This is a genomic window from Shumkonia mesophila (assembly GCF_026163695.1).
GTDB lineage: Bacteria > Pseudomonadota > Alphaproteobacteria > Rhodospirillales > Shumkoniaceae > Shumkonia > Shumkonia mesophila.
On the sequence record NZ_JAOTID010000001.1, the window covers coordinates 225,576 to 252,082 of the forward strand.

General features: G+C 68.4%; 28 protein-coding genes. 11 read left to right on the plus strand and 17 right to left on the minus strand.

Annotated elements, in window-relative coordinates:
• The first annotated feature begins 123 nt into the window (after positions 1-123).
• The 6 genes from ODR01_RS01010 to ODR01_RS01035 all read left to right on the plus strand — a co-directional run bounded on the left by ODR01_RS01010 (position 124) and on the right by ODR01_RS01035 (position 5,444).
• The gene (locus tag ODR01_RS01010; protein ID WP_316975728.1) at positions 124-468 is read left to right on the plus strand and encodes a hypothetical protein; all 345 of its coding nucleotides are present in this window, start codon (positions 124-126) and stop codon (positions 466-468) included.
• 192 nt (positions 469-660) lie between these two features.
• The gene (locus tag ODR01_RS01015; RefSeq protein WP_316975729.1) at positions 661-1,329 is read left to right on the plus strand and encodes a ferredoxin; all 669 of its coding nucleotides are present in this window, start codon (positions 661-663) and stop codon (positions 1,327-1,329) included.
• Positions 1,330-1,551: 222 nt separating this feature from the next.
• Entirely contained in the window at positions 1,552-2,388 is an 837-nt protein-coding gene (dapF, locus tag ODR01_RS01020; RefSeq protein WP_316975730.1) for a diaminopimelate epimerase, read from the plus strand.
• A gap of 1 nt (position 2,389) precedes the next feature.
• Complete coding sequence (mtaB, locus tag ODR01_RS01025; RefSeq protein WP_316975731.1) at positions 2,390-3,649, plus strand: tRNA (N(6)-L-threonylcarbamoyladenosine(37)-C(2))-methylthiotransferase MtaB; 1,260 nt, start codon at positions 2,390-2,392, stop codon at positions 3,647-3,649.
• Positions 3,646-4,581, plus strand: coding sequence for a signal recognition particle-docking protein FtsY (gene ftsY / locus ODR01_RS01030; RefSeq protein ID WP_316975732.1), 936 nt, complete (start codon positions 3,646-3,648; stop codon positions 4,579-4,581). The genes mtaB and ftsY overlap by 4 nt, the downstream gene beginning before the upstream one ends.
• A gap of 14 nt (positions 4,582-4,595) precedes the next feature.
• Complete coding sequence (locus ODR01_RS01035) at positions 4,596-5,444, plus strand: EamA family transporter (protein WP_316975733.1); 849 nt, start codon at positions 4,596-4,598, stop codon at positions 5,442-5,444.
• Between the two features lie 12 nt (positions 5,445-5,456).
• Here ODR01_RS01035 and ODR01_RS01040 read toward each other — a convergent pair whose 3' ends face one another.
• The 8 genes from ODR01_RS01040 to ODR01_RS01075 all read right to left on the minus strand — a co-directional run bounded on the left by ODR01_RS01040 (position 5,457) and on the right by ODR01_RS01075 (position 12,272).
• Complete coding sequence (locus ODR01_RS01040) at positions 5,457-5,648, minus strand: hypothetical protein (RefSeq protein WP_316975734.1); 192 nt, start codon at positions 5,646-5,648, stop codon at positions 5,457-5,459.
• A gap of 76 nt (positions 5,649-5,724) precedes the next feature.
• Complete coding sequence (locus ODR01_RS01045) at positions 5,725-6,525, minus strand: YkgJ family cysteine cluster protein (protein WP_316975735.1); 801 nt, start codon at positions 6,523-6,525, stop codon at positions 5,725-5,727.
• A 4-nt stretch (positions 6,526-6,529) separates the two neighbouring features.
• A complete protein-coding gene (locus ODR01_RS01050; RefSeq protein WP_316975736.1) occupies positions 6,530-7,012 on the minus strand; it encodes a YchJ family protein in 483 nt (160 codons plus the stop codon).
• Positions 7,013-7,106: 94 nt separating this feature from the next.
• Positions 7,107-7,331: a hypothetical protein gene (locus ODR01_RS01055; RefSeq protein WP_316975737.1), complete on the minus strand. Its 225-nt coding sequence runs from the start codon at positions 7,329-7,331 to the stop codon at positions 7,107-7,109.
• 45 nt (positions 7,332-7,376) lie between these two features.
• Positions 7,377-7,916, minus strand: coding sequence for an NUDIX hydrolase (locus ODR01_RS01060; protein ID WP_394356794.1), 540 nt, complete (start codon positions 7,914-7,916; stop codon positions 7,377-7,379).
• A gap of 58 nt (positions 7,917-7,974) precedes the next feature.
• Positions 7,975-9,078 carry an ABC transporter ATP-binding protein gene (locus ODR01_RS01065; protein WP_316975739.1) on the minus strand — a complete coding sequence of 368 codons (1,104 nt, stop codon included), beginning with the start codon at positions 9,076-9,078 and terminating at the stop codon, positions 7,975-7,977.
• 14 nt (positions 9,079-9,092) lie between these two features.
• Positions 9,093-10,823: an ABC transporter permease gene (locus tag ODR01_RS01070; protein WP_316975740.1), complete on the minus strand. Its 1,731-nt coding sequence runs from the start codon at positions 10,821-10,823 to the stop codon at positions 9,093-9,095.
• Between the two features lie 78 nt (positions 10,824-10,901).
• Positions 10,902-12,272, minus strand: a complete 1,371-nt coding sequence (locus ODR01_RS01075; RefSeq protein ID WP_316975741.1) for an ABC transporter substrate-binding protein — start codon at positions 12,270-12,272, stop codon at positions 10,902-10,904.
• A gap of 241 nt (positions 12,273-12,513) precedes the next feature.
• On the opposite strand from ODR01_RS01075, the gene ODR01_RS01080 reads away from it, so the two are divergent.
• Positions 12,514-14,406: a methyl-accepting chemotaxis protein gene (locus ODR01_RS01080; protein WP_316975742.1), complete on the plus strand. Its 1,893-nt coding sequence runs from the start codon at positions 12,514-12,516 to the stop codon at positions 14,404-14,406.
• Between the two features lie 16 nt (positions 14,407-14,422).
• Here the strand turns inward: ODR01_RS01080 and ODR01_RS01085 are convergent, their stop codons facing one another.
• On the minus strand, positions 14,423-15,619 hold the full coding sequence (locus ODR01_RS01085) for a phosphoglycerate kinase (protein ID WP_316975743.1): 1,197 nt from the start codon (positions 15,617-15,619) through the stop codon (positions 14,423-14,425).
• 232 nt (positions 15,620-15,851) lie between these two features.
• Between ODR01_RS01085 and ODR01_RS01090 the strand changes: the two genes are divergently transcribed.
• From ODR01_RS01090 to ODR01_RS01100, 3 genes are read left to right on the plus strand one after another with little or no spacing between them, the layout of a single operon-like run.
• Positions 15,852-17,039 carry a hypothetical protein gene (locus ODR01_RS01090; protein WP_316975744.1) on the plus strand — a complete coding sequence of 396 codons (1,188 nt, stop codon included), beginning with the start codon at positions 15,852-15,854 and terminating at the stop codon, positions 17,037-17,039.
• Positions 17,017-17,403, plus strand: a complete 387-nt coding sequence (locus tag ODR01_RS01095; protein ID WP_316975745.1) for a hypothetical protein — start codon at positions 17,017-17,019, stop codon at positions 17,401-17,403. Before ODR01_RS01090 ends, ODR01_RS01095 begins: the two co-directional genes overlap by 23 nt.
• A 51-nt stretch (positions 17,404-17,454) precedes the next feature.
• Entirely contained in the window at positions 17,455-17,973 is a 519-nt protein-coding gene (locus ODR01_RS01100; RefSeq protein WP_316975746.1) for a hypothetical protein, read from the plus strand.
• Here the strand turns inward: ODR01_RS01100 and ODR01_RS01105 are convergent.
• Both ODR01_RS01105 and ODR01_RS01110 read right to left on the minus strand, forming a co-directional pair.
• A complete protein-coding gene (locus tag ODR01_RS01105) occupies positions 17,970-18,587 on the minus strand; it encodes an indolepyruvate oxidoreductase subunit beta (protein WP_316975747.1) in 618 nt (205 codons plus the stop codon). The two genes, ODR01_RS01100 and ODR01_RS01105, sit on opposite strands and share 4 nt — an antisense overlap.
• A complete protein-coding gene (locus tag ODR01_RS01110; RefSeq protein WP_316975748.1) occupies positions 18,584-20,452 on the minus strand; it encodes a thiamine pyrophosphate-dependent enzyme in 1,869 nt (622 codons plus the stop codon). Before ODR01_RS01110 ends, ODR01_RS01105 begins: the two co-directional genes overlap by 4 nt.
• A gap of 205 nt (positions 20,453-20,657) precedes the next feature.
• Between ODR01_RS01110 and ODR01_RS01115 the strand changes: the two genes are divergently transcribed.
• Positions 20,658-21,575 carry a diguanylate cyclase gene (locus tag ODR01_RS01115; RefSeq protein WP_316975749.1) on the plus strand — a complete coding sequence of 306 codons (918 nt, stop codon included), beginning with the start codon at positions 20,658-20,660 and terminating at the stop codon, positions 21,573-21,575.
• A gap of 19 nt (positions 21,576-21,594) precedes the next feature.
• On the opposite strand, the gene ccmI is transcribed toward ODR01_RS01115, so the two are convergent.
• The 6 genes from ccmI to ccmD all read right to left on the minus strand — a co-directional run bounded on the left by ccmI (position 21,595) and on the right by ccmD (position 26,505).
• Complete coding sequence (gene ccmI / locus ODR01_RS01120) at positions 21,595-22,734, minus strand: c-type cytochrome biogenesis protein CcmI (RefSeq protein WP_316975750.1); 1,140 nt, start codon at positions 22,732-22,734, stop codon at positions 21,595-21,597.
• Positions 22,731-23,204 (minus strand): cytochrome c-type biogenesis protein, encoded by a 474-nt coding sequence (locus ODR01_RS01125; RefSeq protein WP_316975751.1) that lies wholly within the window; start codon positions 23,202-23,204, stop codon positions 22,731-22,733. Before ODR01_RS01125 ends, ccmI begins: the two co-directional genes overlap by 4 nt.
• Positions 23,201-23,737: a DsbE family thiol:disulfide interchange protein gene (locus ODR01_RS01130; protein WP_316975752.1), complete on the minus strand. Its 537-nt coding sequence runs from the start codon at positions 23,735-23,737 to the stop codon at positions 23,201-23,203. Before ODR01_RS01130 ends, ODR01_RS01125 begins: the two co-directional genes overlap by 4 nt.
• A gap of 110 nt (positions 23,738-23,847) precedes the next feature.
• Positions 23,848-25,836, minus strand: coding sequence for a heme lyase CcmF/NrfE family subunit (locus tag ODR01_RS01135; protein WP_316975753.1), 1,989 nt, complete (start codon positions 25,834-25,836; stop codon positions 23,848-23,850).
• Positions 25,833-26,315 carry a cytochrome c maturation protein CcmE gene (ccmE, locus tag ODR01_RS01140; protein WP_316975754.1) on the minus strand — a complete coding sequence of 161 codons (483 nt, stop codon included), beginning with the start codon at positions 26,313-26,315 and terminating at the stop codon, positions 25,833-25,835. The genes ODR01_RS01135 and ccmE overlap by 4 nt, the downstream gene beginning before the upstream one ends.
• Positions 26,305-26,505 carry a heme exporter protein CcmD gene (gene ccmD, locus ODR01_RS01145; RefSeq protein WP_316975755.1) on the minus strand — a complete coding sequence of 67 codons (201 nt, stop codon included), beginning with the start codon at positions 26,503-26,505 and terminating at the stop codon, positions 26,305-26,307. Before ccmD ends, ccmE begins: the two co-directional genes overlap by 11 nt.
• Positions 26,506-26,507 lie beyond the last annotated feature (2 nt).

Sequence of the window (26,507 nt, forward strand, 5' to 3'; positions counted from 1 at the left end):
TCATTCTGTTGATTTTTCCTATAAATTGGATTATAATCCTACACCATTTTTACTCGGTAAAGCGGAGGGGAACGGTACCAACGGATCGGCCCCTCGGAACCAAGAAAGGAATAGCGTGGCGTCATGCCTTGTGCGTTCAGGAGCTTCGAATTCTTTTTAATTCTGGGCGTTCCGGCGTTCCTGGCTATGGCTGCATGCATTGTCTCCGTCGCCATGGCGAACATCAGGGAGCATGGGCCCCGGGTCGCGCTTGCCGAGACATTCGGGGTCTCTTTCAAGAAGGCTCACTCGCCGAAAAACATGTTCATGCTGCATGGCTTCTTCCGGGAAGCTGCTTACGGCAACCCCGCCGCCCAGGGCCACATGCGCCGAGCCAAGCGGTTCTGGGGGGTTGCGTTGCTGTTTTTCGCGTTGGTCTTCCTGGCAACAGGGCTCGTCTACTTCGGCGACGCTTGCCCGGCCCGCTAAGAGAAAATCGCGCCGATGCCGCTCCGCTCCCCTCAACGCTCTGCAAACAAACGGGAAACGCCAAAATGACGACAGATGATGACAGATGATGACGATGCTATGGTGGGAATCCGCATTTTATCGTGTTGTTCCAATGCGTTGCCCGCATAAGCTGGAAACGATGACGATGACTTCGCCGGAGATGCGCCGCCCGTGAACCCCGACCTCGACACCCTCGCCCGCGCCGTCGCCCGCCATGGCTTCATGGTGCGGGGCGGCTTCCATCCCGAGCCGGCCGACGGCGTGCCGGGGAACCCGGGCACGCTGGTCATGGTCGGCAACGCCGGGCCGGCGATGTGGGAGGCCTTCCGGGCGGCGGCGCCCGAGCCCGCCGCGCCAAACCCGCTCGATGCCTGGACACGCACCGTTCTTGCCGGCGTCGCCCGCGACCTCGGGGCGAGCGTTCTCTTTCCCTTCGACGGGCCGCCGTACCTTCCCTTCCAGCGCTGGGCGATGCGGGGCGACGCCGTGTTCCCGTCCCCCATCGGGCCCTTGATCCATCCAACTTACGGCCTGTGGCACGCCTATCGCGCCGCCCTGCTGTTCGCCGGACGCATCCCGCTGCCCGCCCCGGCCGCCGCCGCCAGCCCGTGCGCGGGCTGCGCGGCGAAGCCCTGCCTGTCCGCCTGCCCGGTGTCGGCCCTGGCCCCCGGGGCCTACGACGTGCCGGCCTGCGTGGCCTTCCTCGACGGGCCGGCCGGAACCGGCTGCCTGTCGCTGGGGTGCGCGGCGCGGCGGGCCTGCCCGGTCGGGCGGGATCACGTCTACGCCCCTGCCCAGGCCGGCTTCCACATGGCCCACTTCCGGGCAACCAACCGGTAGGGGGGGGCATAAGAAGGTGAAACACAGAGGGCACCGAGGATTCACAGAGGATCACAGAGAAAGTAAATTGCGCGGGCATCGCCCGCGCTTTCAATCCTTCTCGGTGAACCTCTGTGTTCTCGGTGTTCTCGGTGGTTCCCCTTCATCCGCCGCCCGGGCCAACGGGAGAACCGGCCCGAAATCTGTGGACATCCGGGCCACGCAGGCCATATTAACCCGGTCATGAGCGGGCTCTCTTTCCTCAAGATGCACGGGCTGGGCAACGATTTCGTCGTGCTCGACGGCCGAACCGCGCCCATCGCGCTGACCGCCGCCCAGGTGCGGGCCATCGCCGACCGCCACACCGGCGTGGGCTGCGACCAGCTGGTGGTGGTGGGGGCGCCCCGGAACGGCGAGGCCGACGCCTTCATGCAGATCTTCAACGCCGACGGCGGCGAGATCGAGGCCTGCGGCAACGCCACGCGCTGCGTCGCCGCCATCGCCATGGCCGAGAAGGGCACGCGTTCCGCCGTCATCGAGACGGTGGCCGGCCTGCTTGCCGCCGACGCGGTGGGCGACGGCATCGTCGCCGTCGACATGGGCCCGGCGCGCCTGGAGTGGCAGCAGATCCCGCTGGCCGAGGCCCGCGATACCCTGCGCTTTGCCGTCGAGGCCGGGCCGCTTCACGAAGCCACGGCGGTCAACATGGGCAACCCGCACGCCGTCTTCTTCGTCGACGACGCCGAGGCGGTGGCGATGGAAACCTGGGGCCCGGTGGTCGAGCATCATCCGCTGTTCCCCGAGCGCACCAACGTCGAGGCGGTCGAGGTCATCGCGCCCGACCGCATCCGCATGCGGGTGTGGGAGCGCGGCACCGGCGTGACGCGGGCCTGCGGCACCGGCGCCTGCGCCTCGGTGGTGGCCGCCCACCGGCGCGGCTTCACCGGGCGCAAGGTTCATGTCGTGCTGGACGGCGGCACCCTGTTCATCGAATGGCGCGACGACGGGCGCGTGCGCATGACCGGCCCGGTGACGACCAGCTTCAAGGGCATGCTCGAACCCGCGCTGCTGGGGGGCTGACATGGCGCCGCCCAAGATCGTCACCCTGGGCTGCCGGCTCAACGCCTTCGAATCCGAGGTGATCCGCGAACGCGCGCTGGCCGCCGGAATTTCCAATACCGTCATCGTCAACACCTGCGCGGTGACCGCCGAGGCCGAACGCCAGGCCCGCCAGACCATCCGCAGGCTGCGCCGCGAGCATCCCGGCGCCCGCATCGTGGTCACCGGCTGCGCCGCGCAACTGGGCGCCGCCAAATTCGCCGCCATGCCCGAGGTCGACCAGGTGGTGGGCAACGCCGAGAAGCTCGATGCCGCCAACTTGGCCGAAGGCGCCGGGCGCATCCGCGTCACCGACATCATGACCATTCGCGAGACCGCCGGGCACCTGATCGACACCCCCCTGATCAGCGACTTCGGCGAGCGCACCCGGGCCTTCGTGCAGATCCAGCAGGGCTGCGATCACCGCTGCACCTTCTGCATCATCCCCTTCGCGCGCGGCCCCAACCGCTCGGTGCCGCCGGAGCGCATCGTCGAGCAGGTGCGGGCCTTGACCGCCCGCGGTTACGCCGAGGCGGTGCTGACCGGGGTCGACATCTGCTCCTATGGCGCCGACCTGCCGGAAGGGCCTAAGCTGGGCGACGCCGTGGCCGCCATCCTCGCCGAGGTGCCGGAGTTGAAGCGCCTGCGCCTCTCCTCGCTCGACCCCGCCGCCATGGACGACACCCTCTTCGCGCTGCTGGCCGGGGAGCCCCGGCTGATGCCGCACCTGCATCTCAGCCTCCAGGCCGCCGACGACCTGGTGCTCAAGCGCATGAAGCGGCGCCATTCGCGGGCCGGCGCCATATCGGTGTGCCAGCGGGCGCGGGCGGCCCGGCCCGACGTCGTCATCGGCGCCGACCTCATCGCCGGCTTCCCGACCGAGGACGAGGCGATGTTCGCAAATACCCTTTCCGCCGTCGCCGACATGGGCCTCACCTTCCTGCACGTCTTCCCGTTCTCGGCCCGCGCCGGCACGCCGGCCGCCCGCATGCCGCAGGTGCCGGGCGAGGTGCGCCGCGAGCGCGCCGCCCGCCTGCGCGAGGCCGGGGATGCCGCCTTGGCCGCCTATCTCGCCTCCCAGGTTGGCGGCACCGCCGAGGTGCTGGTCGAGAGCGGGGACGAGGGCCACACCCCCCATTACGCGAGGGTGCGCCTCGCCGGCGCGGCTCCGGCCGGCGCCGTCGTCGAGGTGCGCCTTGCCGAGGCCCGGGGCGATCACCTGCTGGGCGTTCCCCTGTCATGAGCGAGGCGGCCAACGGCGGCTGGCTCGGCCGCCTGAAAAAGGGTCTCAGCCGCTCGTCGTCGCGCCTCACCGGCGGCATCGCCGACCTGTTCACCAAGCGGCGCCTCGACGATGCGGCCATCGAGGAGCTGGAAGAGCTGCTGATCGGGGCCGACCTGGGGGTGACGACCGCCGCCCGCCTGGCCGCCGACTTCGCGCGCACCCGCTTCAACAAGGAAGTCGGCCCCGAGGAGGTCAAGGGCGCCCTGGCCGCCTCCATCGCCGAGGTGCTGGCCCCGGTGGCCCGCCCGCTCGCCATCGACGGCAGCCACCGGCCGCACGTCATCCTCATCTGCGGCGTCAACGGCAGCGGCAAGACCACCACCATCGCCAAGCTGGCCCGCCAGTTGCGCGGCGAGGGGAAATCCGTCTACCTCGCCGCCGCCGACACGTTTCGCGCCGCCGCCGTCGAGCAGTTGCAGGTGTGGGGCGAACGCACCGGCTGCCCGGTCATTTCCGGCGCCCCCGGGGCCGACGCCGCCGGGCTGGCCTATGGCGCCCTGGAGCGGGCCAGGGCCGAGGGGGCCGACGTGCTCGTCATCGACACCGCCGGGCGGCTGCAGAACAAGCAGGGGCTGATGGCCGAACTGCAGAAGATCGTGCGCGTGGTGAAAAAGCTCGACCCCGCGGCGCCGCACGACTGCCTGCTGGTCATGGACGCCACCGTCGGCCAGAACGCCCACAGCCAGGTCGAGACCTTCCGCGCCATGGTCGAGGTCAGCGGCCTGGTGGTCACCAAGCTGGACGGCTCGGCGAAGGGCGGCGTCGTGGTCGGTCTGGCCGAGCGCTTCGGCCTGCCGATCCACGCCATCGGCGTCGGCGAAGGCATGGACGACCTTAGGCCCTTCGAAGCCCAGGCCTTCGGCCGCGCCCTGATGGGCCTGGACGGCTAGGCGGGGCGGAACCCATGTCCCTTCAGCCGCACCTCGTGGTCCTGGTGCTGGCCGCCGCCCTCATGCACGCCTCCTGGAACGCGCTGGGCAAGGGCGGCGGCGACACGGTCGCCGTCTTCGCCGTCATCCAGGCGGCGGGAACGCTGGCCGGGGCCGCGGTGCTGCCCTTCCTGGCGCCGATGGCCGGCGAGGCGTGGCCCTTCGTGCTGGCCTCGGCGGTCATTCACAACGGCTATTTCTTCTTCCTGATGAAGGCCTATCAGAACGGCGACCTCGGCCACGTCTATCCGCTGGCCCGCGGTTCGGCGCCGCTGCTGGTGGCCGGGCTCACCGCGGCGTTGGCCGTCGAGACGCCAACCCTGGGCGGGATGGCCGGCATCGCGCTCATCTCGATCGGCATCGGCAGCCTCGCCCACACCGGGCGGCTGGCGCCGGGGGCCGGCCGAGCGGCGGTGCTGGCTTTCGTCACCGCGCTTTTCATCGCCGCCTATACCCTGGTCGACGGCTTGGGTGTGCGCGCCTCGGCGGCGCCGGTCACCTACGCGGCCTGGCTGTTTTTGCTGTCCGGCCTGCCGTTCGTCGCCATCACCGTCGCGTGGCGCCGCCATAGCCTCGGGCGCGATCTCGGCCTCGCCTGGCGGGCAGGTACCATGGCCGGCCTGCTGGCGGCGCTGGGCTACGCCATTGTGCTTTACGCCATGAGCCAGGGGGCGCTGGCCTACGTTGCGGCGCTGCGCGAAACCTCGGTGCTGTTTGCCGCGCTGATCGGCGCCATCGCTCTCAAGGAACCGTTCGGGGCGCGGCGCATCATTGCCGCGCTGGTCATCGCGGCCGGACTGATCGTCCTGCAAACGGCGGGATAGGCGGAAACGCCCTCAGTCGATGCCTTTGGCGTCGGGGTCGGTGCCGCCGGTCGGATCCTTGCTTACCAGTTCGGCCACCGTGTCGTAGGTGTCGGCGTTGGTCAGCATTTGCTCGCCGACTTCGGGATTCTGGGAAGCCACGTCGCGGAAGAACTTGGCCGCCGCCTTCAACAGGGTGGCGGCGATTTCAGCATGGGTGGGCATTCACGGGTTCCTGGCTCGGGTGGGTTCGCGGCCAGCCTAGCACGCCGGAACCGGCGGCGCCAAGGCGACGGCGCGGCTATTCGCCGCTGTTGCCGTTCGTTCCGGCTCCCTGGCTGTGCCGCGCAAGGAGCCGTTCCATTCCGGCGGCACTGTCGCGGTAATAGCGGTGAAACTCTCCGGCACCCGAAAGTCCGGCCGTCCTCGCCGCGAAGTCGCTCAACACCGGAAGCTGCCGGCGGGCGAAGGTGGCGACATCGATCTGCCCGAGCCGGGCCAGCACGGCGGAAAAACCGAGCACGACATAGCCGCCCTGCGGCTTGTTCGCGGCCTGCTCCAGCGCCGCCGTCACATTGGGCGCCATGGCCAGCAGCCTGTCGGCGTAGGCCTTGAGCACCGGCGCCTGCTCGACAAGATCTTGCCGTTCGCGGTCGAAGTCGCCACGGCCGACGATTTCATGATCCCGGTAGACGACGGGCGCCGCCTCCGAGGTGTCGCAGAGCCAGCCCGGCCGGGGCACCAGAAGGTCGGCCTGGTCCCGTTCCTCGCGGTAGGGATAAAACGGCATGGTCCGGCAGCGCAGCGGCTTTTCCGCGTGGATGGTGCAAAGAAGGCCGTCGGCGGCGAGCGCGGGACAGGCCATCAAGGGCGGCAAATAGGAAATGGGGGTGATCTGCACGGCGATCGGTTTGCGTTTTCCAAGCCTCACCTCCGTTCCGAGGCGGGCCGTCAGCGCAAAGGATTTCGCCCCCGGCCGGACGACCGTCCACAGCATTGCCAGGGGAAAGCGGCCGGCGTGGGCGAGCGCGTCCTTGAGGGTCAGCGGCAGCCGGCCGGAGCAACACTTGCCGCAGGCCGTGCACGCGAACCGCCGTTCCATCGCTTCAGACGCCGCAACACTTCTTGTACTTCTTGCCCGAACCGCACGGGCAGGGATCGTTGCGGCCGACCTTGACGACCTGGCGGGGCGGTTCTTTCGGATTCACCTCGCCGCCCGTACACCGCCACAGCCCACCCTCGCGGGCGAAGGTCGCCCGCTCGTGCTGCACGTGCTGCTGGCCGCGCAGGCTGAATCGCGCCATGAACTCCACCGTGCCGGCGTCGTCGGCCTCGCCGCCGCCGGTGACGGCTCGGATCTCCAGGCCCTGCCACTTCGCCGCGCCCGCCGTCTGTTCGGCCTCCACCTGATCGAACTCGTCGCGGATGTCGGCCGCCAGGGTTTCGGCGAGATAGCCGATGTCGCCCTTGACGTAGGCGGTATAGCGCGACCGCATCAAGGCCAGCGCCGTGGGCGCCGCGGCCCCGGCAAGAAAGGGCGCGCAACAGTCGTCGATGTCTTTGTGGGAACCGCAGGGGCACAGCGTCATGGAACGGGGTCCTTCTCAGGCGGCGACGTCGGGCCGACGCCGAATGCCGGCAGGGTACCCCCGTTTGCCGGAAGGCGAAACGGCCTTCGCTTGGCTAGACCAGGATGTTGACGTAGTAGCCGCGCGGCACCTCGCGGGTCAGCGGCTGGCCCGAGGTGAGCGCCTTGTCCAGGCGTTCGAGGGCGTTCTGCACGGCCGGCGAATCGCCGTTGCTGGCGACGCGGGCGCGGAAGCCGACTTCGCGGGCCTCGGCATAGACGCCGGGGCGTCTTCCCGAGGAGCTGACGGCGAGTCCGGAGAGGGTGGCGGCGTCTGTCATGGGCCACAGGCTAAGGGAAAAAGGTTAACGGACCGTCAAAGAAACTTAGTCGTCGAAGCCGCCATGCGGCCACGAATCGTCGGGGGCGACGGCCAGCGCGGGCCCGGCGCCGCTCGCCTGCTTCAGCGCCCAGACGACGCTGGGAAAGGCCAACTCGGCCCACGGCACGTCGTTCCAGGTAAACAGCGCCACCTCCTGGCTCTCGACGCCGGGGGCGAACTCGGGCGCCGCCAGCCGGGCGTGATAGAAGGCGTGAACCTGGCCGATGCGCGGCACCTCGTAGATGCCAAGCAGGCCGCTGATCTCGACCCGGGCGCAGGCCTCCTCCCAGGTTTCGCGCGCCGCGCCTTCGGCCATGCTCTCGCCCATCTCCAGGAAGCCGGCCGGCACCGTCCAGAAGCCGCGGCGGGGCTCGATGGCACGCCGGCACAGCAGCACCCGCTCGTCCAGCGTGCAGACGGCACCGACGACGACCTTGGGATTGTCATAGGCGATATAGCCGCAATCGGGGCACATCAGCCGTAGGCGGGTGTCGCCTTCGGGAACGCATTCGACCGAAGGCCCTGCTTTCCTCTGGGTTGGCATGGCGCCAGTGTGGCGCGGCCCCCTTTCGCGGGCAAGAATTAAAACGCCGGACAGCCGATCATTGCGTCAGGCCGATGATCAGGTCGTCGTTGAGGAAGAGATTGACCGGCGCCCCCTCCGCCATCGCCCCCTCGCCCCGCTGATGGGCCGAGTCGACCAGCACGAAATGGCCGCCGACGGCCACCCGGTAGCGCACGACCCCGCCCAGGAACTCGGCGTGATTCACGATGCCGGCCAGCCGGGTCATGCCGTCGGGAACCGGCGCGTCGGCGGGGCGGATCAACAGGTTCTGCGGACGGAAGACGATGTGGCTGGCGGCCCGGCCGGCCTCGCCGATCGGCACCCGGACGGCGCCGTCGCCGGACTTGAAAACCAGGCGCCCCGCCTCGTCGGCCACGGCGCCGGGCACGACGTTGGCGACGCCCAGGAAGTTGGCGACGAAAAGATTCGCCGGGTCGTCGTAAAGCTCGGTCGGCGAACCCACCTGCTGGACGATGCCGCTGTCGATGACGGCGATACGATCCGAGGTGGTGTTGGCTTCTTCCTGGTCGTGGGTGACGAAGATGGTGGTCAGCGACAGCTTGCGCTGCAGCTGGCGCAGCTCGCGGCGCATCTGCACGCGCAGCTTGGCGTCGAGGTTGGACAGCGGTTCGTCGAGCAGCAGCACCTGGGGCTCGATGACGATGGTGCGGGCCAGCGCCACCCGCTGCTGCTGGCCGCCCGACAGCTGCGACGGCCGTCGCTCGGCGTATTCCAGCAGGCCGACCAGTTCGAGCGCGGTATCCACACGCCGATTGATCTCGGCTCGCGGCACGCGCCGCTCCTCCAGCCCGAAGGCGACGTTCTTCCTCACCGTCATGTGCGGCCACAGGGCGTAGCTCTGGAACACCATGCCGACGTTGCGCCGCCACGGCGGCAGGTGGGCGACGTCGGCGCCGCCGATGACGACGCGCCCGGACTGGGCCGTTTCGAAGCCGGCGATCAGGCGCAAAAGGGTGGTCTTGCCGCAGCCCGAGGGACCGAGGAAGGCGAAGAACTCGCCGGGTTCGATGGCGAGATCGATGCCCTTCAGCACGTGGGTCTTGCCGAAGGACAGGTTGACGTCCTCGATCGTCACGCCTACCGCGGTTCCCCGTCCGGCCTGCTGCTGCGAGGTGGTCATCGTTCGATCCTCATTCATTTGGCGTGCGTCATGCCGAGCTTGCGCTGGCGACGATCGACGAAAAGGTGCGACAGGAAGGTACACAGGCCGACCACCAGCACGGCGAAGATGCCGAGCGCGGCGCCCGGTCCCCGTCCGGCGGCGCTTTGCATGTAGACGTAGATGCCGTAGGCGAGCGGGCCGTCGGAATGTTTCGACACCAGCATCAGGGTCATGCCCAGTTCCACCGCCGCGGTGGCGAAGCTGGTGACGAAGCCGGCCAGGATGCCGCCGGCCATCAGCGGCACGACGATGCGATAGACCGTCTTCATCTTGTTGGCGCCGAGGCTCTCGGCCGATTCCTCGAGCGACACGCTGACCTGCTGGAGCGCCGCCGAGCAGGCCCGCAGCGCATAGGGAAGGCGGCGGATCGCCAGCGCGATGACGATGGCCACCCACCAGGTGCCGAACGCCTGGCCGCCCAGGCCCGGCACCGGGACGTCGTAGAAGGCGCGCAGATAGCCGATGCCGATGACGAGGCCCGGTATCGCCACCGCCGACATCGCCAGATAGTCCAGCCACTGGCGGCCGGCGAGCTTGGTGCGCAGCACGATGTAGGCAATCGCGGTGCCCAGCACGACGTCGATCAGTCCGGCGAGCCCCGAGTAGAGCACGGTGTTGGTCATATACTCGGGCGTCTCGGCGAAGATCGCCCGGAAGTGGTTCAGCGTGAAGGCGTCGGGCACCACGCTGTAGGACCAGATGGTGCCGAAGGAAAGCAGCGTCAGCCCGAAATGCGGCGCCAACACCAGGGTCATGATCACCAGCACGATGATCCAGGCGAAGGCCATCTCGATGGGGCGCATCCGCCGCTTGGCGAGGCCGCCGCCACCCTTCTGCACGGTGGCGTAGTCCTTGCCGCGAAGCGCCAGGGTGGCCAGCCACATCGAGGCCAGCGCGATGACCACCAGGATGACCGAGATGACGTAGCCCATCGGGTCCTTGATGCCGATCGAGGCGATACGCAGGTAGGCCTGCGGCGCCAGCATCGAATTGACGTTGAGCAAGAGCGGCGTGCCCAAGTCGTCGAAGACCTTGAGGAAGACCAGCGAGGCCCCCGCCATGTAGCCCGGCATGGCCAGCGGCAGGACGATGCGGCGGTATAGACGGAGCCCCGAGCATCCCAGGTTCTGGGCCGATTCCTCCATGGCACGGTCGATGTTGTGGAGCGCCGCCGACAGGTTGATCAGGATGAACGGGAAGTAGTGCAGGCTTTCGACGAAGATGACGCCGTTGAGCCCCTCCATGAAAGGAATGTTGATGCCGAGATAGTCCTCGAGCAGCAGGTTGACGCTGCCGTTGCGCCCGAACAGCATCATCATGGCCACCGCGCCTACGAAGGGCGGCATGATCAGCGGGATGATGCCCAGGCCCTGGATGATGACGGCGCCGCGAAATTCGAAGCGCGAGGTAAAGTAGGCGAGCGGCATGGCAAAGGCCGAGGCCAATATCACCGACATGGCGCCAACGTAGATCGAATTCCAGAAGGATTCGCGAAACAGCGCGGTGTTGAAGAAGTCCTTGAAGTTGAGCAGGGTGAATTGGCCGGTGGAGGCGTCGAGGAAGGCGACGAACACCACCTGCACCACCGGCACCACCAGGAAGACCAGCAGGAACAGCGAGATCAGCGCCATCAGCGCCGCCTGGCCGGGATGCTTTCTGAACTCGGAAATCACGCCGAAGACCTCGCCCGACTGACGGCGCATGGACAGGACGCACCGCCGCTTCGCGCAGGCACCGGCCCGGCCCCCTCAGAGGGGCCGGGCCCGATGCCGGTGGTTGGCTTACTTCAGAAGGGCCAGTGCCTGTTCGGCCTTCTCCTTGGCGGCCTTGTAATTGGCCAGCGCGAAGGCGTCCCATTTCTCCTCGATCTCGGCCTGACGCGGCGGCACCTTGGTGTCCGCCTTCTTGCGCTCCTTGAAGGCGTCCGAGGTGAAGACGCCCGGGAATTTCTCATCGATCGCCTCGGCCTCGGAGATCGGCATCTTGTCCAACAATGCGCGGGCTTCCTTGACCAGGCCGGCGGCCTTGTCGTTCTTCTTCTTGGCCAGCGCCGCGTCGGCCGCGTGAATGGCCTTGGTGGCGGCGGTCAGATCGGCCAGCCGATAGGTGAACAACACGTCGAACAGGCTGTTGACGATGTTGTAGCGGGCCCCCGACTTGTCGACGTCGAACTTCACCGCGGCGCCGATCGACTTGTCGGCGAAGGGGTTGGGGAAACCGGCGGGCGCCTTGGCATAGGTCGCCGGGTTGACCGGCAGGCGCTGGATCGCCGGGTCGAGCAGCAGTTGCTGGCCGTCGACCGACAGCAGGTATTCGACGAAGGCCTCGGCCGCCTGGCCATGCGGCGGGTTCTTGATGATGCCGATGTTGGCGGGAACCAGGGTGGTTACCGTCGGGTAGACGAACTCCACCGGGAAGCCGGTGGCCTTCGACGAGAAGCCGAAGAAATCGATGACCAGCCCGATGCCGAAATCGCCGCTGTTGACCCCTTCGGGAACGCCGAAGCTGCGCTCGGTGACCATCTTGAAGTTGCCGGAGATTTCCTTCCAGGTGGCCCAGCCCTTGTCCCAGCCCTCGCCCTGCAGGACGGTCTCGACCGTCAGGTGGGTGGTGCCGGAACGCGACGGCGAGGACATGCCGACGTGCCCGAAATAGATGGCCTTCTTGAGGTCGTCCCATTCCTTGGCCACGGGCAGATCCTTGGCCTTGAGATACCGGGTATTCCACATGATGCCGTAGCCCGAAGCGGCGAAGCCCATGTAGAAGCCGTCGGGGTCATGGATCGGATAGGCCCCCACCTTGGCGGGGATGCCTTGCGCCTTGGGCGTGTACTTGGCCAGCAGCCCGGCCTTCTTCAGCACCTCGAAGGCATCGGGAGCCGACGCCCACATCAGGTCCACCGTGTTGCCCTTGGCGGTTTCCTGCAGATAGGTCACGGCCGCCGCGGTATTTTTCTGCAGAATCTCGACGGTCGTGCCGGGGAACTTGGCCTCGAACGCCTTCTTGTAGGGGCCGGTCAGGTCCTTGGGGAACGAGGTGACGATGACCACCTTGTCCTCCAGCGCAAGGGCCGGGCCGGGCGCCGCCAACACGCCTGCCGCGAAGCCGGCGGCCAGGAGAGCCGCGGCCGATTTCCACGCGAACCGTTTCATGGTCTTAGTCTCCCTGCTGTGTGAACCGTCCGTCCGGTTCACGGTCCCTGTGCCTCGTCTTTCGTTGCGAACGGAGTGTGTCGCGAGGCATGGATTCACGCTAGCCGGGGGCTCCCCACCGGTCAACTGAAATGGCGGCGCGAAAGCCGCGCCGTTCCGCGCCGCGCCGCGGTATGGTATGTGTGGACCCTGCGGCCGCTCGCCGCGGCCCGCCGGTTCCCGCAAGAAAGCCGTTTTACCCATGATCCACGCCGTTGCCTCGTTCTTCCGCGATCTCAGCGTCGGCACCCGGCTTTCCCTTCTGATCGGCTTCGGGCTGATGGCCATCGCCGCCGCCGCCGGCGTTTTCGCCGTCGCCGACGTGCGCACGCAGGCGGCCCTGGAACGCCGCGACGTCCTGGCCCGCATCCTTGATCTTTCCCACGAAACCGAAACCGCCCAAGCCCGGTTGCGGGCCCGCGCCTCGGTTTTCCTGATGCGTGGCGACCGCAGCTCGGCCGAGACCTATGCCCAGCAGTCGGCCCGCCTGCTGGCGGTGCTGGCCATGCTGGACGACATGCCGGAAACCGCCGTCATCCGCCGCCACATCCAGACGGTACGCGACGGCATCGCCGAGCATGCCAACGAATTCAGGAAAATCGCCGACCTCGAAGGGGACGGGCCGCCGATCCGTCTCGACAAGCTGACGACGGCCACCGAGGAAGCCCTGGCCGCCGTCGGCGCCACGCTTTCAGCCCCCGGGCGCGAGGCGCTGGCCGTCAAGTTGCTCGCCGTCAACCTGCACGCGCGACGGGTGCTGGCGGGAGACGCGCAGGCCGGGCTCGACATGGTGCAGGCCCGCCACGACGGGTTCGACCGCGAACTCGCCCAGGCCCGTCTCGGCGACTGGACGACGGTCGAGATCGCCGAGCGCATGAACGTCTACGTCTCGGCGATTCTCGACGAAGCGGCGGAACGCGGCCGGCAAAAGAGGGCGGCCGCCCGCCTCGACGAGATCCTCGACTACCTGCAGCCGGGCCTGGAGGCGATCGCCGCCTTCCGCGACGAGGCCGACGCCGCCATCGTCGAGGCCGTCGGCAAGCGGCAACAGGCGAGGCTTCTGATGTATGCGGGGGCGGCCGGCGCCGGCGCCGCCTTCCTCATCCTGGGCCTGCTGATGGCACTGGGCATCAGCCGGCCGCTGCGCAGCCTCGCCTTGGCCGGCCGCCGGCTGGCCGACGGCGATCGCGCCGCCTTCATCCCGATCAGCACGGCCGAAGACGAGGTGGGCGACCTGGCCCGGGCCTTGCGGGCGGTGCGCGACGCCGCCACCGAGACGGACACCCATCTCAGGGCCCGCGATCTGCGCGAGAAGGCCCTTCTGTTGCAGAGCCAAGCCAGCCGGAAGCTGCTGCTCGACGAAATCGAGACCCGCGTGCGCGACGCCGCCGCCGCCATCGCCGATGCCGCCGCCGAGATCCGCCGGCTGGCCGCGGCCGCCGGCCAGGCCGCCACCGATACCGGCCGGCACGCCGGCGACATCGCCGCCGCCTCCGGCGAAACCACCGCCAGCCTGCGCCGGCTGGCGACCGTCGCCTCCACGCTGCACGCCTCGGTCGCCGAAACCCACCGGCGGCTTAGCGTGCTCGAGCCTGCGGCCGGCGCCGAGGCCGGGCTGCCGGCCGACGCCGCCGCCGTTGGCCAGCGCGTCGCCTACATCGGCCGCCTCGCCCTGCGCACCCGTCTGATGGCGCTCAACAGCGTCATCGGCACCGCCCGCGCCGGCGAGCGCGACGCCGAGCCGGAGGTCGAGATGATCGCCGCCGAGATCGGCGCCCTGGCCCGGCAGGTTGCCGAAGAGAGCGCCGCCTTCGAGGCGCTCGGCACGGCGATGGAGGCGGTGCGCGCACCCTTCGGCATGGCGGCCCAATCGGGCCGCGACGAGAATGCCCTCACCCGCGACATCCTGCGCAACGCCGAAGGCGCGGTGGCCGCCATCCTGACGCTGTCGAACGCCATCTCGCGGATCACCCGGACGGCCGGCGAAACCGGCCGCGTCGCCGAAGCCATGCGCGCCACCGCCGAGGCGGCCGCCGAGCGGTCGGACCGCCTGCGCAACGACATCGACGGGCTGCTCGCCCGCCTGCGCCAATAGAACTGAGGCTGCGGGCTCAGCCGGCCCGCAGCACGGCGACGCCCGGCAGGTCCTTGCCTTCCAGCCATTCGAGGAAGGCCCCCCCGGCGGTCGAGACGTAGGAGAAGTCCTCCTCGACGCCGGCCTTGGCCAGCGCCGCCACGGTATCGCCGCCGCCAGCCACCGACAGCAGCTTGCCGGCCTTGGTCAGCTTCGCCGCCTCGCCGGCCACCGCGTTGGTGCCGGCGTCGAACGGCGCCACCTCGAAGGCGCCGAGCGGCCCGTTCCACACCAGCGTCTTCATGCCGGCCAGCAGCGCCTTCAAATCGGCCGTCGATTTCGGGCCGATATCGAGGATCATGGCGCCGTCCGGCACCTTGTCGATGGCCACCGTCTCGGTCTTGACGCCCTCGGCCAGCCGATCGGCGATGACGGCGTCGACCGGCAGCACGATCTCGCAGCCGTTGCCGGAGGCCGCCGCCATGATGGCGCGCGCGCTGTCGGCCATGTCGCGCTCGCACAGCGACTTGCCGACGTTGACCCCCTTGGCGTTGAGGAAGGTGTTGGCCATGCCGCCGCCGATGACCAGCTTGTCGACCTTCTTCGTCAGGTTGCCGAGAAGGTCGAGCTTGGTCGAGATCTTGGCGCCGCCGACCAGGGCGACCACAGGGTGCTTGGGGTGATCGAGCGCGGCGGTCAGGGCCTCCAGTTCGGCCTGCATCAGGCGGCCGGCGGCGGCCGGCAGCAGGCGGGCCACCGCCTCGGTCGAGGCATGCGCCCGGTGGGCACAGGAAAAGGCGTCGGTTACATAGACGTCGGCCAAGGCCGCCAGCTTCTTGGCGAATTCGAGGTCGTTCTTCTCCTCCTCGGCGTGGAAGCGCAGGTTCTCCAGCATCGCGATGTCGCCGGCCTTCATGGCAGCCACCAGACGCTCCGCCTCCGGGCCGACGCAGTCGCCGGCGAAAGCGACCGGGCGCTTGCAGGCCCTGGCCAGAGCCTCGGCCACCGGCTTCAGCGAGAACTCCGGCGCCACCTTGCCCTTGGGGCGGCCCAGGTGGGTGACGACGACGACCCGCGCGCCCTTGTCCGCCAGCTCGATTAGCGTGGGAACCGTGCGCTCGATGCGCGTCGCGTCGGTGACCTTGCCGTCCTTCATGGGAACGTTGAGGTCGGCCCGCACCAGGACCCGTTTTCCGGACACGTCGAAACCGTCAAGCGTCTTGTACTTTGCCATTTCGGACTTCCATTGGCTTGAGAACCGGAGAAGCGGGACGACCAAGCGGAGGCCCGCCCCGAGCCCAACCGTTATGCAATCGGCCGAACGGGAAGGCAAGGGAGGATTGACGGCCGTCTGGCAGGAAAAGAACAAAGAACGAACATTTTTGTTGAGGGCGGGCAAAAATAGGTATATAAGCATATCCTGGAATCGACCCATTGCGATGTCCCTGCCCGGAGAGACGGTTTCCATGCCTGATTTCTTCCGACTGAAGAACGCCATCGGCCCCGCCCGCGAAATCGCCCCCGAGGATGCCGTCGCCGCCAAGACGGCGCTAGCCGAACTGGGCCACTACCAGATCCCGGATTTCGGGATGACGCCCTATCCCGACGGCGCGCTTTTCGAAGGGGTGAGAAAGTTCCAGCGCGAAGAGGGGCTGGAAGTGGACGGCCTGATGAACCCCAACGGCCCCACCGCCCAACGTCTGGATGCCGTGCTGGCGGAACGGCAAGCCGCGGCCCGGACGGCGGCCCCGGCAAGGTCCGAACCCCCTGACGCGCGGCCTGCCGCCACGGCGGAGCAGGCGGCGGCCAACACGCGCACCCTCGACGGCCTGCTGAAATCCACCGACGACGGCGCCCTGGCACAACTTTTCGCCCGGGCGCTGGCGGAAGGAGGCCCTTCCTCCCGCGCCGAATACGACGACTTCCTGCGCCAGCTTTCGGCCCGCGCCCCGGAGCGCCTGGACCGCTTTCGGAAGACGGTGATGAGCGCCGTTCCCGACGAAACGCGGCAAACGCCTGCCGCACCGACCGCCGAAAAGATACCCGCATCGCGCCACAATGACGCCACAAACACAACCGAAGATCGACCCACCATTAACGAGGAAAAGGCGCGAATTCAGAATATCATCGAGGATAAGCCGGCGCGCTTCCAGATCCGCCGAAACCCGGAGGCCGATGGCAGGTGGCGTCTTCATGAAGACCCGGTACTCGGTTCGGAGGCAGTCATGGAACGTGATCCCATCATCCGCGAGATGGCCGAGAAACACGGTGTCGATCCAGACCTGATCCGCGCCGTCATGTGGGCGGAGAACGCCAGGGGAAACAAGGGCGGAGTCAATGCTCTAGCTGACCTCGTTGGGAAGTCCAACTCGCCGCTGCCCATGAACATGAACAAAGAAACCGGTGCCAAGCTGCTGGGAAAGCAGCCCGAAGACCTTTACGACGCCCGCAACAATATCGAGGCGGCGACGATCTTCCTGAAACGCATCCGCGGCCGCATCGACGCCCCCAATCCGACGCCCGCCCAGATCGGCTCCATGTGGCTGTTCACGGGGAGCGAACAAACAAACGACTGGGGCGAGTTCATTCAACGAGTTTACGATGAGAAACCCTGGGAAAGAAAGTTGCGTCATGCACCCGGAGAACACTTCTGAATCGCCGGAATCTTCCGGCAGAACCAAGCCGAAGAAGGCGGGTTCGTCGTACACCCCGGTAAAGTACGCCGCCATGCTGCTCGGCGGGCTGTGGCTGTACATCACCGCGTTGGCCCTCTATGACCCGATCGGCCACAATCCCCAGGGAGAATACTGCGACCCTGTCGAACCCGGCGAGCCCTATCACTTGGTCCATGACGGGTATCCCTGTCGGCTGACCTCGCAGCTGTTTCTCGAACTCGGCCTCGGCCTGTCACTCACGGCAGCCTTCCTCCAGATCCCGACCTTGATTCTCTGGGCCACCATCGCCCACCGGAACTGGCGGCGAAAGAATGGGCAGGGAGGAGGAGCGGTGGTTGAGTAACCGCCCTCGCCAGGTCCGTCCGACGAAGAAACCCGCGGATGAGAGCACGCAATGACGACGCCCGGCGCGACCCAACCTACAGACACGGACGACACGGACGACAACCGCCGCTCGCCCTATCGGCCGGCGAAGATGTTGGGGATCGCCATCTTCGCCATGACTTTTTGGTGGGTGGCGGTGGGCACCTATCTTGGGTTCGTCGAGAACACCAATCAGGAATACTGCGACTACGTCGGCCCCGGCGAACCCTATCACCTTGTCATTTACGATATGCCGTGCCGAATCACGTGGACAGCGGTCATCGAACCGTTCCTGTTTCTGATCGCCGCCAACATCCCGCTCCAGTCCCCGACGCTGATTCTGTGGGTTACAATTGCCGGTCGGGAGCGAAGGAAAAGACGCCAACAATCCATGGCGAACGCCGCGGCCCATGCCGGGAATTTCGCAGAATTCATCCGGACTCTGCGACACGGGAGTCCAGGAGAAGAAGGAGAGACGGAAGGCGGGCAGGCCCCGCCGGCCAGCGAGGAAGAGTCCCCGGCTGCACCCGACGCCGCGGCTCGGCCCTAAGCCGGCACGGCCGCCTTCGAGGCGGCGCGGCCGGCCTCGAAGGCCCGCGCGTTGAGGTCGGCCACGGCGGGCTTCCTGGCCCTGAAACCCGCGACGATGATCTCCTTCAGCGTTTCCGCCGGGAACGGCAGGAAGCCGGCGATGGCCCCCAGCATGATGGTGTTGACCAGGCGCGGCTCGCCCATCTCCTTGGCAATCGTACCGGCGTCGAAATCGAACACCTTGACGCCGGCGGCGCGCATCGCGCCGATGGGATCGTCCGGGTATTTGTAGAGGCCCATGTTGACCACCGGCGGCGGCTGGCGCAGCGTGTTGACCATGGCCACGCCTTCCCGGCGCAGATAGCCGCACCAGCGCAGCGCCTCGGCCGGCTCGAAGCCGACCAGGATGTCGGCCTCGCCCTGGGCGATGGAAGAAGACAGCACCTTCGGCCCGAAGCGCAGATGCGAGGTGACGACCCCGCCCCGCTGGGCCATGCCGGCCACTTCGGTCTTCTTGACGTCATAGCCCAGCGACAGCGCCGCCTGGGCCAGAATCTCGGAGGCCGTCATCACTCCCTGGCCGCCCATGCCGACGACCATGATGTTGGTGATCGCCTTCGTTGCGCCGTTCATCGTGCCGCTCCCGCGCCCGGACCTGCCACCACGTTGCCCGCCCTGACGATGGCGCCCGGGCCGCAGGTCGATTGGCACAGGCCGCAGCCGGTGCAGGCGGCGGTGTCGATCTTCACCCACTTGCGCTCGATGTCCTTGCCCTTGCCCGATTTCTCGACGCCGGTGCGGATGACCTGGATGGCCGGGCAACCGACGTTGAGGCAGTTGGAGCAGCCGGTGCAGTCTTCCTCGACCACCCGGAAGGGGGTGTCCTTGCAGAAGCAGTCGATCAGCGTGCACGGCCGGTTGGTGATGATCACCGAGGGCTCCGGCGTGGCGATCTCCTCCTTCAGTGTCTTGAAAAGGACCGGCATCTCGGCGGGATCGACCCGGCGGATGCGCTCCGGCTTCACGCCGAAGGCCTCGACCAGCTTGCCGAAGTCGACGCGCGGCGCGGCGTCGCCCCTGAGGTTGTGGCCGGTGCCGGGATGCTCCTGGCCGCCGGTCATGCCGGTGGCCCGGTTGTCCAGGATCAGCACGGTGACGTTGCCGCCCTCGTAGACGATGTTGAGCAATCCGGGCATGCCCATGTGCAGGAAGGTCGAATCGCCGATCACGGCAACGATGCCCCTGTCCTTGTCGGTCTCGCCGCGCCCGAGGTCCATGCCCAGCGCCATGCCCATGGACCCGCCCATGCAGGTGCAGGTGTCGAGCGCGTTCCACGGATGGCCGGCGCCCAGCGTGTAGCAGCCGATGTCGCCGGCGATGTTGACCTGCTTCTTGAGGCGCGACAGGCAGTAATAGACCGCGAGATGTGGGCAGCCGACGCACATGGTCGGCGGCCTAGGAAAGACGTCGGCCTTGAGCGGAGCCACGGTTTCAACCGCCTCGCCCAGGAAGCGGCGCACCGCCGGGCCGACAACGTTGGGCGTCAGCTCGTCGGTGGCCGGCAGGATGTCCTTGCCGTGCGCCGCGATGCCGGCCGCCCGCAGTTCCTTCTCGATCAGCGGTTCGGTCTCCTCGGCGACGATCAGCGCATCGACGGTGGCGGCGAACGCCCGGATGCGCTCGATAGGCAGCGGATAGCCAAGGCCCAGCTTGAAGACCGGGGCGTCGGGAAAGGCCTCGCGCAGATGCAGGTAGGCCGGGCCCGAGGTGACGAAGCCGACCCGCCTGTCGGCGCCCGCCTCGACGCGGTTGAAATCGCAGGTCTCGGCGTAGGCGGCGAGTTGGCGATCGCGCACCGCCTGATCGCCCAGGCGGCGCTTGGCGACGGCGGGCACCAGCACCCAGCGGGCCGGGTTCTTCTCGAAGCCCTTGGCCGCGTGTTCGATCCGCTCGCCGACGGTGACGACGCTTTTGACGTGGCTGACCCGGGTGGTGACGCGCAGCAGCACCGGCACCTGGAACCGTTCGGAAAGATCGAAGGCCGCCTTGGCCATCTCGTAGGCTTCCTGCGAATCGCAGGGTTCCAGGATGGGCAAGTGGGCGAAGCGGCCCCAGTAGCGTGAATCCTGCTCGTTCTGCGAAGACGACAGGCCGACGTCGTCGGCCACCGCGATGACCAAGCCGCCGGCCACGCCGGCCAGGGTCTGCGACATCAGGGCGTCGGAGGCGACGTTGACGCCGACGTGCTTCATCGCCGAGAAGGCCCGCGAGCCGGCCAGAGAGGCGCCGATGGCGATTTCCAGCGAAACCTTCTCGTTGACCGCCCAGTTGGCCCGAATGCCGGGGTAGCGGGCGAGGCTTTCGAGGATTTCTGTGGACGGCGTGCCGGGATAGGCGGCGGCCACCCGGGCACCCGCTTCCCACACGCCGCGGGCCACCGCGTCGTTTCCCGAGAGCAACTGCGGCCGGTTTTCCCCGGCTTCGGCTAGGCGTTTCACGCGTCTTCGTCCCTTCGAAAAGAAAGACGCTTCCGACCGTGCGGAAGCGCCGCGATGCGATCGGCGCCAGCATAAGCCAAGAGGCGCGAGATTGCCAAGCGGCGGCACCGCCGCCGGGACCATATTCAATCGCCCTTTGTTTTGCCGGCGATTCGGGGCATTCTAGGTGGTACGGATCGGGCCTCGACAATAAGGGGGGGGTAGGGTGCCTGACGATCTGGAGTTGCCGCCGATAACCGTGACCGCCGCCGAGACGGTGGTCTACGACCTGGAACGGGCGCTGGACGCGCACCGTACCTGGCTTCGCCGCTTCATGGCCACGCTGGTCTGCCGCACGCGGCCGCGGCCGGCCGATCTTTCCGAGAAAAGCCACCTGAAGGACGAGTTCGGGCACTGGTACTACCAGGACAGCAACGACTATCTGCGTCCCCATCCCGACTTCGTGGCGGTCGGCCGCTATCACCAGGAAATGCACGTGGCCTCGCGCCGGCTGGCGGCCATCGTCGCCACCGGCGAGCGCATCACGCCAGCCCGCTTCCGCGCCTTCCAGCGCCGCATCCAGCGGTTCCGCGAGCGCGTCGGCGCCCTCATCGACGAGGCCCAGAAGCTTTTGCGCTATACCGATCCCTTGACCGGCATCTCGACGCGCTTCGCCATGCTGCCCAGGCTGGAGCAGGAGCGCGAACGGGCCGCCCGATCGACCGAGCCCTGCAGCGTCGGCATGGTCGACCTCGACCACTTCAAGGCGGTCAACGACACCCACGGCCACAACGCCGGGGACGTGGTGCTGCGTGAGGTGGCGCGCTATCTGCTCAAGAACGTGCGCCAGTACGACCAGATCTGCCGCTACGGCGGCGAGGAATTCCTGATGTTGCTGCCCGGCACCGATCCCCAGCGCGCCAAGTACGTGCTCGACCGCCTGCGGCGCGGCCTCAAGCGCCGTCGCATCGACATCGGCAACGGCAAGACGATCTCGGTCAGCGCCTCGTTCGGCATCGCGGCGCTCGATCCCGAGCAGTCGGTGACGGTCGCCATCGACCACGCCGATCAGGCGATGTATGCCGCCAAGAAGGCCGGCCGCAACCGGGTGTGCATCTGGGCCGGCGACGATCGCCAGGCATAAGCGCCCCCCGCAGTCCGGATCAGGGCTTGGCCTTCTTCTCCGCCGCCTCGGCTTGGGTCAGGGCTTCCTTGGCTTTCTCGGGTTCGCCCAACACTTCGTAGGCCCGCGCCAGGCGCCGCCAGCCGTCGGCGTCGTCGGGCTGGGCCTTGAGCCGTTCGGCCAGCCCTTCCACCATGCCGCGGATCATGGCGTCGCGCTCGGCCGGCGACATCTCGGCCGCCGCCTTGGCGTCCTCGGCGCTGGGGCCGTGCGCCGCCGGAGCGGAAAGGCCGGTCGTCGGCGCGAGGGTTTTGGCGTCTATCCCGGCCGCCGCGGCGACGCCCTGGATCTCACGGCGGATGTCGGTGAGCCAGGGGGCGTCGGGCGGCGATACGGCGATGAGGTCGACCCAGTCCTGCAGCGCGGCGCGGGGATCGCCCTGCTGGGCCTTGGCCAAACCCAGGTAATAGCGGGCGCGCGGCTCGGCGGGGACGGCCTTTAGCGTCTCCTCGAACACCCGCCGGGCCGGCTCGGCGACCCGACCGCCGTGGGCGAGGACCAGGAGTTCGCCGTATTCAGACAGCACGTCGGGGGCCCGCCCAGTCAGCGCCAGCGCCCGTTCGAAGGCCCGCATCGCCTCATCATAGTTGGCGATGGTGCGCAGCGACCGGCCGAGAAGCAGCCAGCCGTCGACGCGATCGGGCTGTTTTTCCATCTGCTGGGCCAGGCGCGCCGTCAGGCGTTCCATCTCGGCCCGCTCCTGGGCCGCCGTCCGGGTGGCGACGGAACGCGCGGCCAGCGGCTGATCGGGCACGGTGGGCGAGCCCACCAGCAGATAAAGGCCGATGGAGGCCGCCGGCACCAGCACCACCATGAGGGCCAGCATGGCGCCGCGCCAGGCCGGTGCCACCGTGCCCGCCGCCGGCGCCACCGTTTGCGAGTCCGCACCGCCTGCCGCCGCCAGCATCCGCCGCTTGATTTCCAGGCGCGTCGCCTCGGCCAGGTCGGAAGCCAGAATGCCGCGCTCGACATCGCGCTCGACCTCGTCCAGCTGGCTGCGGTAGACGGCAAGGTCGTAATCGCCCCGCGCCACCGCCGACGGCCGGGCGCGCAGGAACGCACCCAGCAGGGCGGCAAGGGTGAGCGCGATCAGCCCGCCGGCGGCGATCCACAGCGTCATGCCCGCCCGTCCCCGTCCAGCAACCGCTCGAGGCGGCGGCTTTCCTCGGCCGACAACGGCACCGGCGCGGCCTCGGACAGGCCGGCGCGACGCCGGTAGAAGGCGAAGACGGCCAGCAGGCCGCCCGCGAAAATGACCGCCGGGCCGATCCACAGCGCATAGGTCGAGAGCTTGAAGGGCGGCTTCAGCAGCACGAAGTCGCCATAGCGCGACACCACGTAGTCGACGACTTCCTCGTTCGTGCTGCCGGCAGCCAGCCGTTGGCGTACCAGGACCCGAAGGTCGCGGGCCAATTGCGCGTCCGAATCGTCGATCGACTGGTTCTGGCAGACCAGGCAGCGCAGGTCCTTGCTGATGTCGCGCGCCCGCGCCTCCAGCGCCGGGTCGGCCAGCATCTCGCCGGGATCGACGGCGGCGGCCGGCATGGCCCAGGCCAGCAGCAGCAGGACGAGGGCGGCGAGCCTTCTCATTGCCGGCGCAACTCCTCGATCATCGGGCCGATGGTCCGCTCCCAGGCTTCCGGCGTCAACGGCCCGATGTGCTTGTAGCGAATGAAGCCGCGCTTATCGACGACGAAGGTCTCGGGCGCCCCGGTGACGCCGAAGGCGATGGCCGCCACGCTGCGCGGATCGTCGCCGATCAGGGTATAGGGATCGCCGAAGCGGGCCAGCCAGGCGGGGCCGGCCTCGGGGCTTTCTTCCCGCCAGTCGATGCCGTGCAAGGGGACCCTGCCCTCCTCCTTGATGCGCATGAGGAAGGGGTGCTCGATGCGGCAGGCGACGCACCACGAGCCGAAGATGTTGACCAGCGACACCTGGCCCGGCAGGTCGTCGCGCCGGAACCCCGCCTCGCGGCCCCTGATCGGCGGCAGGTCGAACGGCGGCACCTCCTGGTCGATCAGCACCGAGGGCAGCACGTGCGGGTCCTTGGTCAGGCCGAGGGCCAGGTAGCCGGCCAGCACGACGAAGGCGAAAAGCGGCAGCAGGAAGAGAAGGCGTTTCACCGGCAATCTTCCCCGCGGTAATTAGTAGACATTGCCCCTCTCCGCCCCCGGGGGCGGAGAGGGGGTGATTGAACGCGCGCAATTCCCTGTCGAGCCATCAAGGCACCCCGCTAGGCCTCGGCCGTCGCCGCGTCGGCGGCGAGCGGACGCCGGCCGGGGGCGCCGATGCGATGGCGGCGATCGGACAGGCTGGCGACGCCGCCCGCCACCATCAGCAGGATGCCGGCCCAGATCCATGGCACCAGGGGATTGAAATAGAGCCGCGTCACGAAGCCACCCTCCTTGCCGTCGGCGTCGCCGATGACGGCGTAGAGGTCGCCCAGGAAGGTGGAGTGGATGGCCGCCTCGGTGGTCGGCCGCTGCTGAACCGGGTAGAGCCGCTTCTCGGGTTCGAGCACGACGAAGGGCTTGCCGTCGCTGGTCACTGTGAAACGGCCGCGGACGGCCGAGTAATTGGGCCCCTGCACGTCGCGCGCCCCTTCGAAGCGATACGCATAGCCGGCCACCTCGACGGTGTCGCCGGGCCGCATGGTCTGGATCTTCTCGATCTTCCAGGCGCTCGACGCCGTCACCCCGGCGACCAGCACGGCCAGGCCCAGGTGCGCCAGCGTCATGCCCCAGGCGGCACGCGGCAGGCCGAGAAGCCGGCGCAGGCTCGCCACCGGCGCCATCCTTAGCAGGTGGATGCGCCCGGCGATCTCGACCAGGACGCCGACGGCCAACCAGGCCGCCAAGCCCAATCCCAGCACCGCCAGTACCGAGCCGCGGTCGACGACGAACCAGATCCCCAAAACCACCGCCGCAGCCAGCCCGAAGGCCAGCTTGAGGCGCCCCAGCGCGCCGGCCAGGTCGCCGCGCTTCCACGGCAACAGCGGGCCCACCGCCAGGGCGGCGATGAGCGGCACCATCAGGGGCACGAACACGGAATCGAAGAAAGGCGGACCGACCGACACCTTGGCGCCGCCAACCGCGTCGATGAACAGCGGATAGAGGGTGCCCAACAGGACCACCGCCGCCGCCGTCGCCAGCAGCAGATTGTTGAGCAGGAGCGCGCCTTCCCGCGACACCGGGCGGAACAGGCCGCCAGGCATCAGCGCCGGGCCCCGCCAGGCGAACAGCGCGAACGAGCCGCCGATGGCGACCAGCAGCAGGACCAGGATAAAGACGCCGCGCGCCGGATCGACGGCAAAGGCGTGCACCGAGGTCAGCACGCCCGAGCGCACCAGGAAGGTGCCGAGCAGGCTCAGCGAAAAGGCGACGATGGCAAGGAAGATGGTCCAGCCCTTCAGCGTGTCGCGCTTCTCGACAACCACCGCCGAATGCAGAAGGGCGGTGCCGGCCAGCCATGGCATGAACGAGGCATTCTCGACCGGGTCCCAGTACCACCAGCCGCCCCAGCCCAGTTCGTAATAGGCCCACCACGAGCCCAGCCCGATGCCGGCGGTCAGGAACGTCCAGGCGGCCAGCGTCCACGGCCGCACCCAGCGCGCCCAGGCGGCGTCGACCCGGCCTTCCAGCAGGGCGGCGATGGCGAACGAGAAGGCCACCGAGAAACCGACGTAGCCGAGATAGAGGAACGGCGGATGGAAGGCGAGGCCGGGGTCCTGCAGCAGCGGGTTGAGGTCGCGCCCGTCGGCCGGCGGCGCCACCACCCGCTCGAACGGGTTGGAGGTGAAGACGATGAACAGCAGGAAGCCGCAGGCGATCAAGGCTTGCACCGAAAGAGCCCGGGCGGCGAGCCCCGGCGGCAGATGGCGCCCGAAGACGGCGACCGCCGAGCCGAAGGCGGCGAGGATGAGGACCCACAGCAGCATCGAGCCCTCGTGGTTCCCCCACACGCCGGAAATCTTGTAGATCAGCGGCTTGGTCGAATGGGAGTTGTTGACGACGTTGAGCACCGAGAAGTCCGACGTCACGTAGGCGTGCATCAGGGCTCCGAAGGCCAGCGCCACCAGCACCGCCTGGGTCAGCGCGGCGGGGCGCGCCACGGCCATCCAAAGGACGTCCCCCCGATGGGCCCCGATCAGCGGCACGGTGCCCTGCACGAAGGCGACCACCAGGGCCAGGACGAGGGCGAAGTGGCCGATCTCGACGATCATTTCGCCGCTTCCCCGGGGATCTGGCCGGCGCCCTGCATGGCGTCCTTCATGTGCTCCCACTGGCCGGACTTCTTCAGCGCGTCGGCCACCTCGGGCGGCATGTAGTTCTCGTCGTGCTTGGCCAGCACCTCGTCGGCCTTGAGCACGCCGTCCTGAAAGCGCCCCTGTGCGACCACGCCCTGCCCCTCGCGGAAGAGGTCGGGCAGGATGCCGGTGTAGGTGACGGCGATGGTCTCCGCGAGGTCGGTGATCCGAAAGGTGACCGTACCGCCGCCGGTGGTCTTTTCCAGGCTGCCCTCCTCGACCAGGCCGCCGACCCGGATGCGCTGCTCGGCCGGCAACGCCTTGGCGTGGATTTCGGTGGGGCTGTAGAAAAAGACGATGGAATCGCGGAAGGCCGCCAGCACCAGGGCGGCGGCGACGCCCAGCAGGCCCATGCCGATGAGCACGAAGGTAAGGCGCCGGCGCTTAGGCTTCATCGGCCGTATCCGCCGGGTCGAAGCGGCCGGGCGCGGCCGATTGCAGCGCCGCCAGTTCGGCCTCGGCCCCCTTGAGCGCGCGCCAACTGACGATCAGCAACCCGACCAGCACGACCGCGGTGAGCCCGAAGCTCGGCCACACGAAGCGGGCGTAGCCACCCATGTCGAGGAATTGGGCGAAGCTTTCCATGG

What these genes read in the sequence shown, in the direction of transcription:
- ODR01_RS01135 (WP_316975753.1), bottom strand. Translation starts at nt 25,836, where the DNA reads ATGATCGTCGAGATCGGCCACTTCGCCCTCGTCCTGGCCCTGGTGGTC.
- dapF (WP_316975730.1), top strand. Translation starts at nt 1,552, where the DNA reads ATGAGCGGGCTCTCTTTCCTCAAGATGCACGGGCTGGGCAACGATTTC.
- ftsY (WP_316975732.1), top strand. Translation starts at nt 3,646, where the DNA reads ATGAGCGAGGCGGCCAACGGCGGCTGGCTCGGCCGCCTGAAAAAGGGT.
- ODR01_RS01040 (WP_316975734.1), bottom strand. Translation starts at nt 5,648, where the DNA reads ATGCCCACCCATGCTGAAATCGCCGCCACCCTGTTGAAGGCGGCGGCC.
- ccmD (WP_316975755.1), bottom strand. Translation starts at nt 26,505, where the DNA reads ATGGAAAGCTTCGCCCAATTCCTCGACATGGGTGGCTACGCCCGCTTC.
- ODR01_RS01035 (WP_316975733.1), top strand. Translation starts at nt 4,596, where the DNA reads ATGTCCCTTCAGCCGCACCTCGTGGTCCTGGTGCTGGCCGCCGCCCTC.
- ODR01_RS01100 (WP_316975746.1), top strand. Translation starts at nt 17,455, where the DNA reads ATGACGACGCCCGGCGCGACCCAACCTACAGACACGGACGACACGGAC.
- ODR01_RS01050 (WP_316975736.1), bottom strand. Translation starts at nt 7,012, where the DNA reads ATGACGCTGTGCCCCTGCGGTTCCCACAAAGACATCGACGACTGTTGC.
- ODR01_RS01080 (WP_316975742.1), top strand. Translation starts at nt 12,514, where the DNA reads ATGATCCACGCCGTTGCCTCGTTCTTCCGCGATCTCAGCGTCGGCACC.
- ODR01_RS01090 (WP_316975744.1), top strand. Translation starts at nt 15,852, where the DNA reads ATGCCTGATTTCTTCCGACTGAAGAACGCCATCGGCCCCGCCCGCGAA.
- ODR01_RS01105 (WP_316975747.1), bottom strand. Translation starts at nt 18,587, where the DNA reads ATGAACGGCGCAACGAAGGCGATCACCAACATCATGGTCGTCGGCATG.
- mtaB (WP_316975731.1), top strand. Translation starts at nt 2,390, where the DNA reads ATGGCGCCGCCCAAGATCGTCACCCTGGGCTGCCGGCTCAACGCCTTC.
- ODR01_RS01095 (WP_316975745.1), top strand. Translation starts at nt 17,017, where the DNA reads ATGCACCCGGAGAACACTTCTGAATCGCCGGAATCTTCCGGCAGAACC.
- ODR01_RS01075 (WP_316975741.1), bottom strand. Translation starts at nt 12,272, where the DNA reads ATGAAACGGTTCGCGTGGAAATCGGCCGCGGCTCTCCTGGCCGCCGGC.
- ODR01_RS01125 (WP_316975751.1), bottom strand. Translation starts at nt 23,204, where the DNA reads ATGAGAAGGCTCGCCGCCCTCGTCCTGCTGCTGCTGGCCTGGGCCATG.
- ODR01_RS01060 (WP_394356794.1), bottom strand. Translation starts at nt 7,916, where the DNA reads ATGCCAACCCAGAGGAAAGCAGGGCCTTCGGTCGAATGCGTTCCCGAA.
- ODR01_RS01055 (WP_316975737.1), bottom strand. Translation starts at nt 7,331, where the DNA reads ATGACAGACGCCGCCACCCTCTCCGGACTCGCCGTCAGCTCCTCGGGA.
- ccmE (WP_316975754.1), bottom strand. Translation starts at nt 26,315, where the DNA reads ATGAAGCCTAAGCGCCGGCGCCTTACCTTCGTGCTCATCGGCATGGGC.
- ccmI (WP_316975750.1), bottom strand. Translation starts at nt 22,734, where the DNA reads ATGACGCTGTGGATCGCCGCCGGCGGGCTGATCGCGCTCACCCTTGCC.
- ODR01_RS01010 (WP_316975728.1), top strand. Translation starts at nt 124, where the DNA reads ATGCCTTGTGCGTTCAGGAGCTTCGAATTCTTTTTAATTCTGGGCGTT.
- ODR01_RS01065 (WP_316975739.1), bottom strand. Translation starts at nt 9,078, where the DNA reads ATGACCACCTCGCAGCAGCAGGCCGGACGGGGAACCGCGGTAGGCGTG.
- ODR01_RS01070 (WP_316975740.1), bottom strand. Translation starts at nt 10,823, where the DNA reads ATGCGCCGTCAGTCGGGCGAGGTCTTCGGCGTGATTTCCGAGTTCAGA.
- ODR01_RS01045 (WP_316975735.1), bottom strand. Translation starts at nt 6,525, where the DNA reads ATGGAACGGCGGTTCGCGTGCACGGCCTGCGGCAAGTGTTGCTCCGGC.
- ODR01_RS01085 (WP_316975743.1), bottom strand. Translation starts at nt 15,619, where the DNA reads ATGGCAAAGTACAAGACGCTTGACGGTTTCGACGTGTCCGGAAAACGG.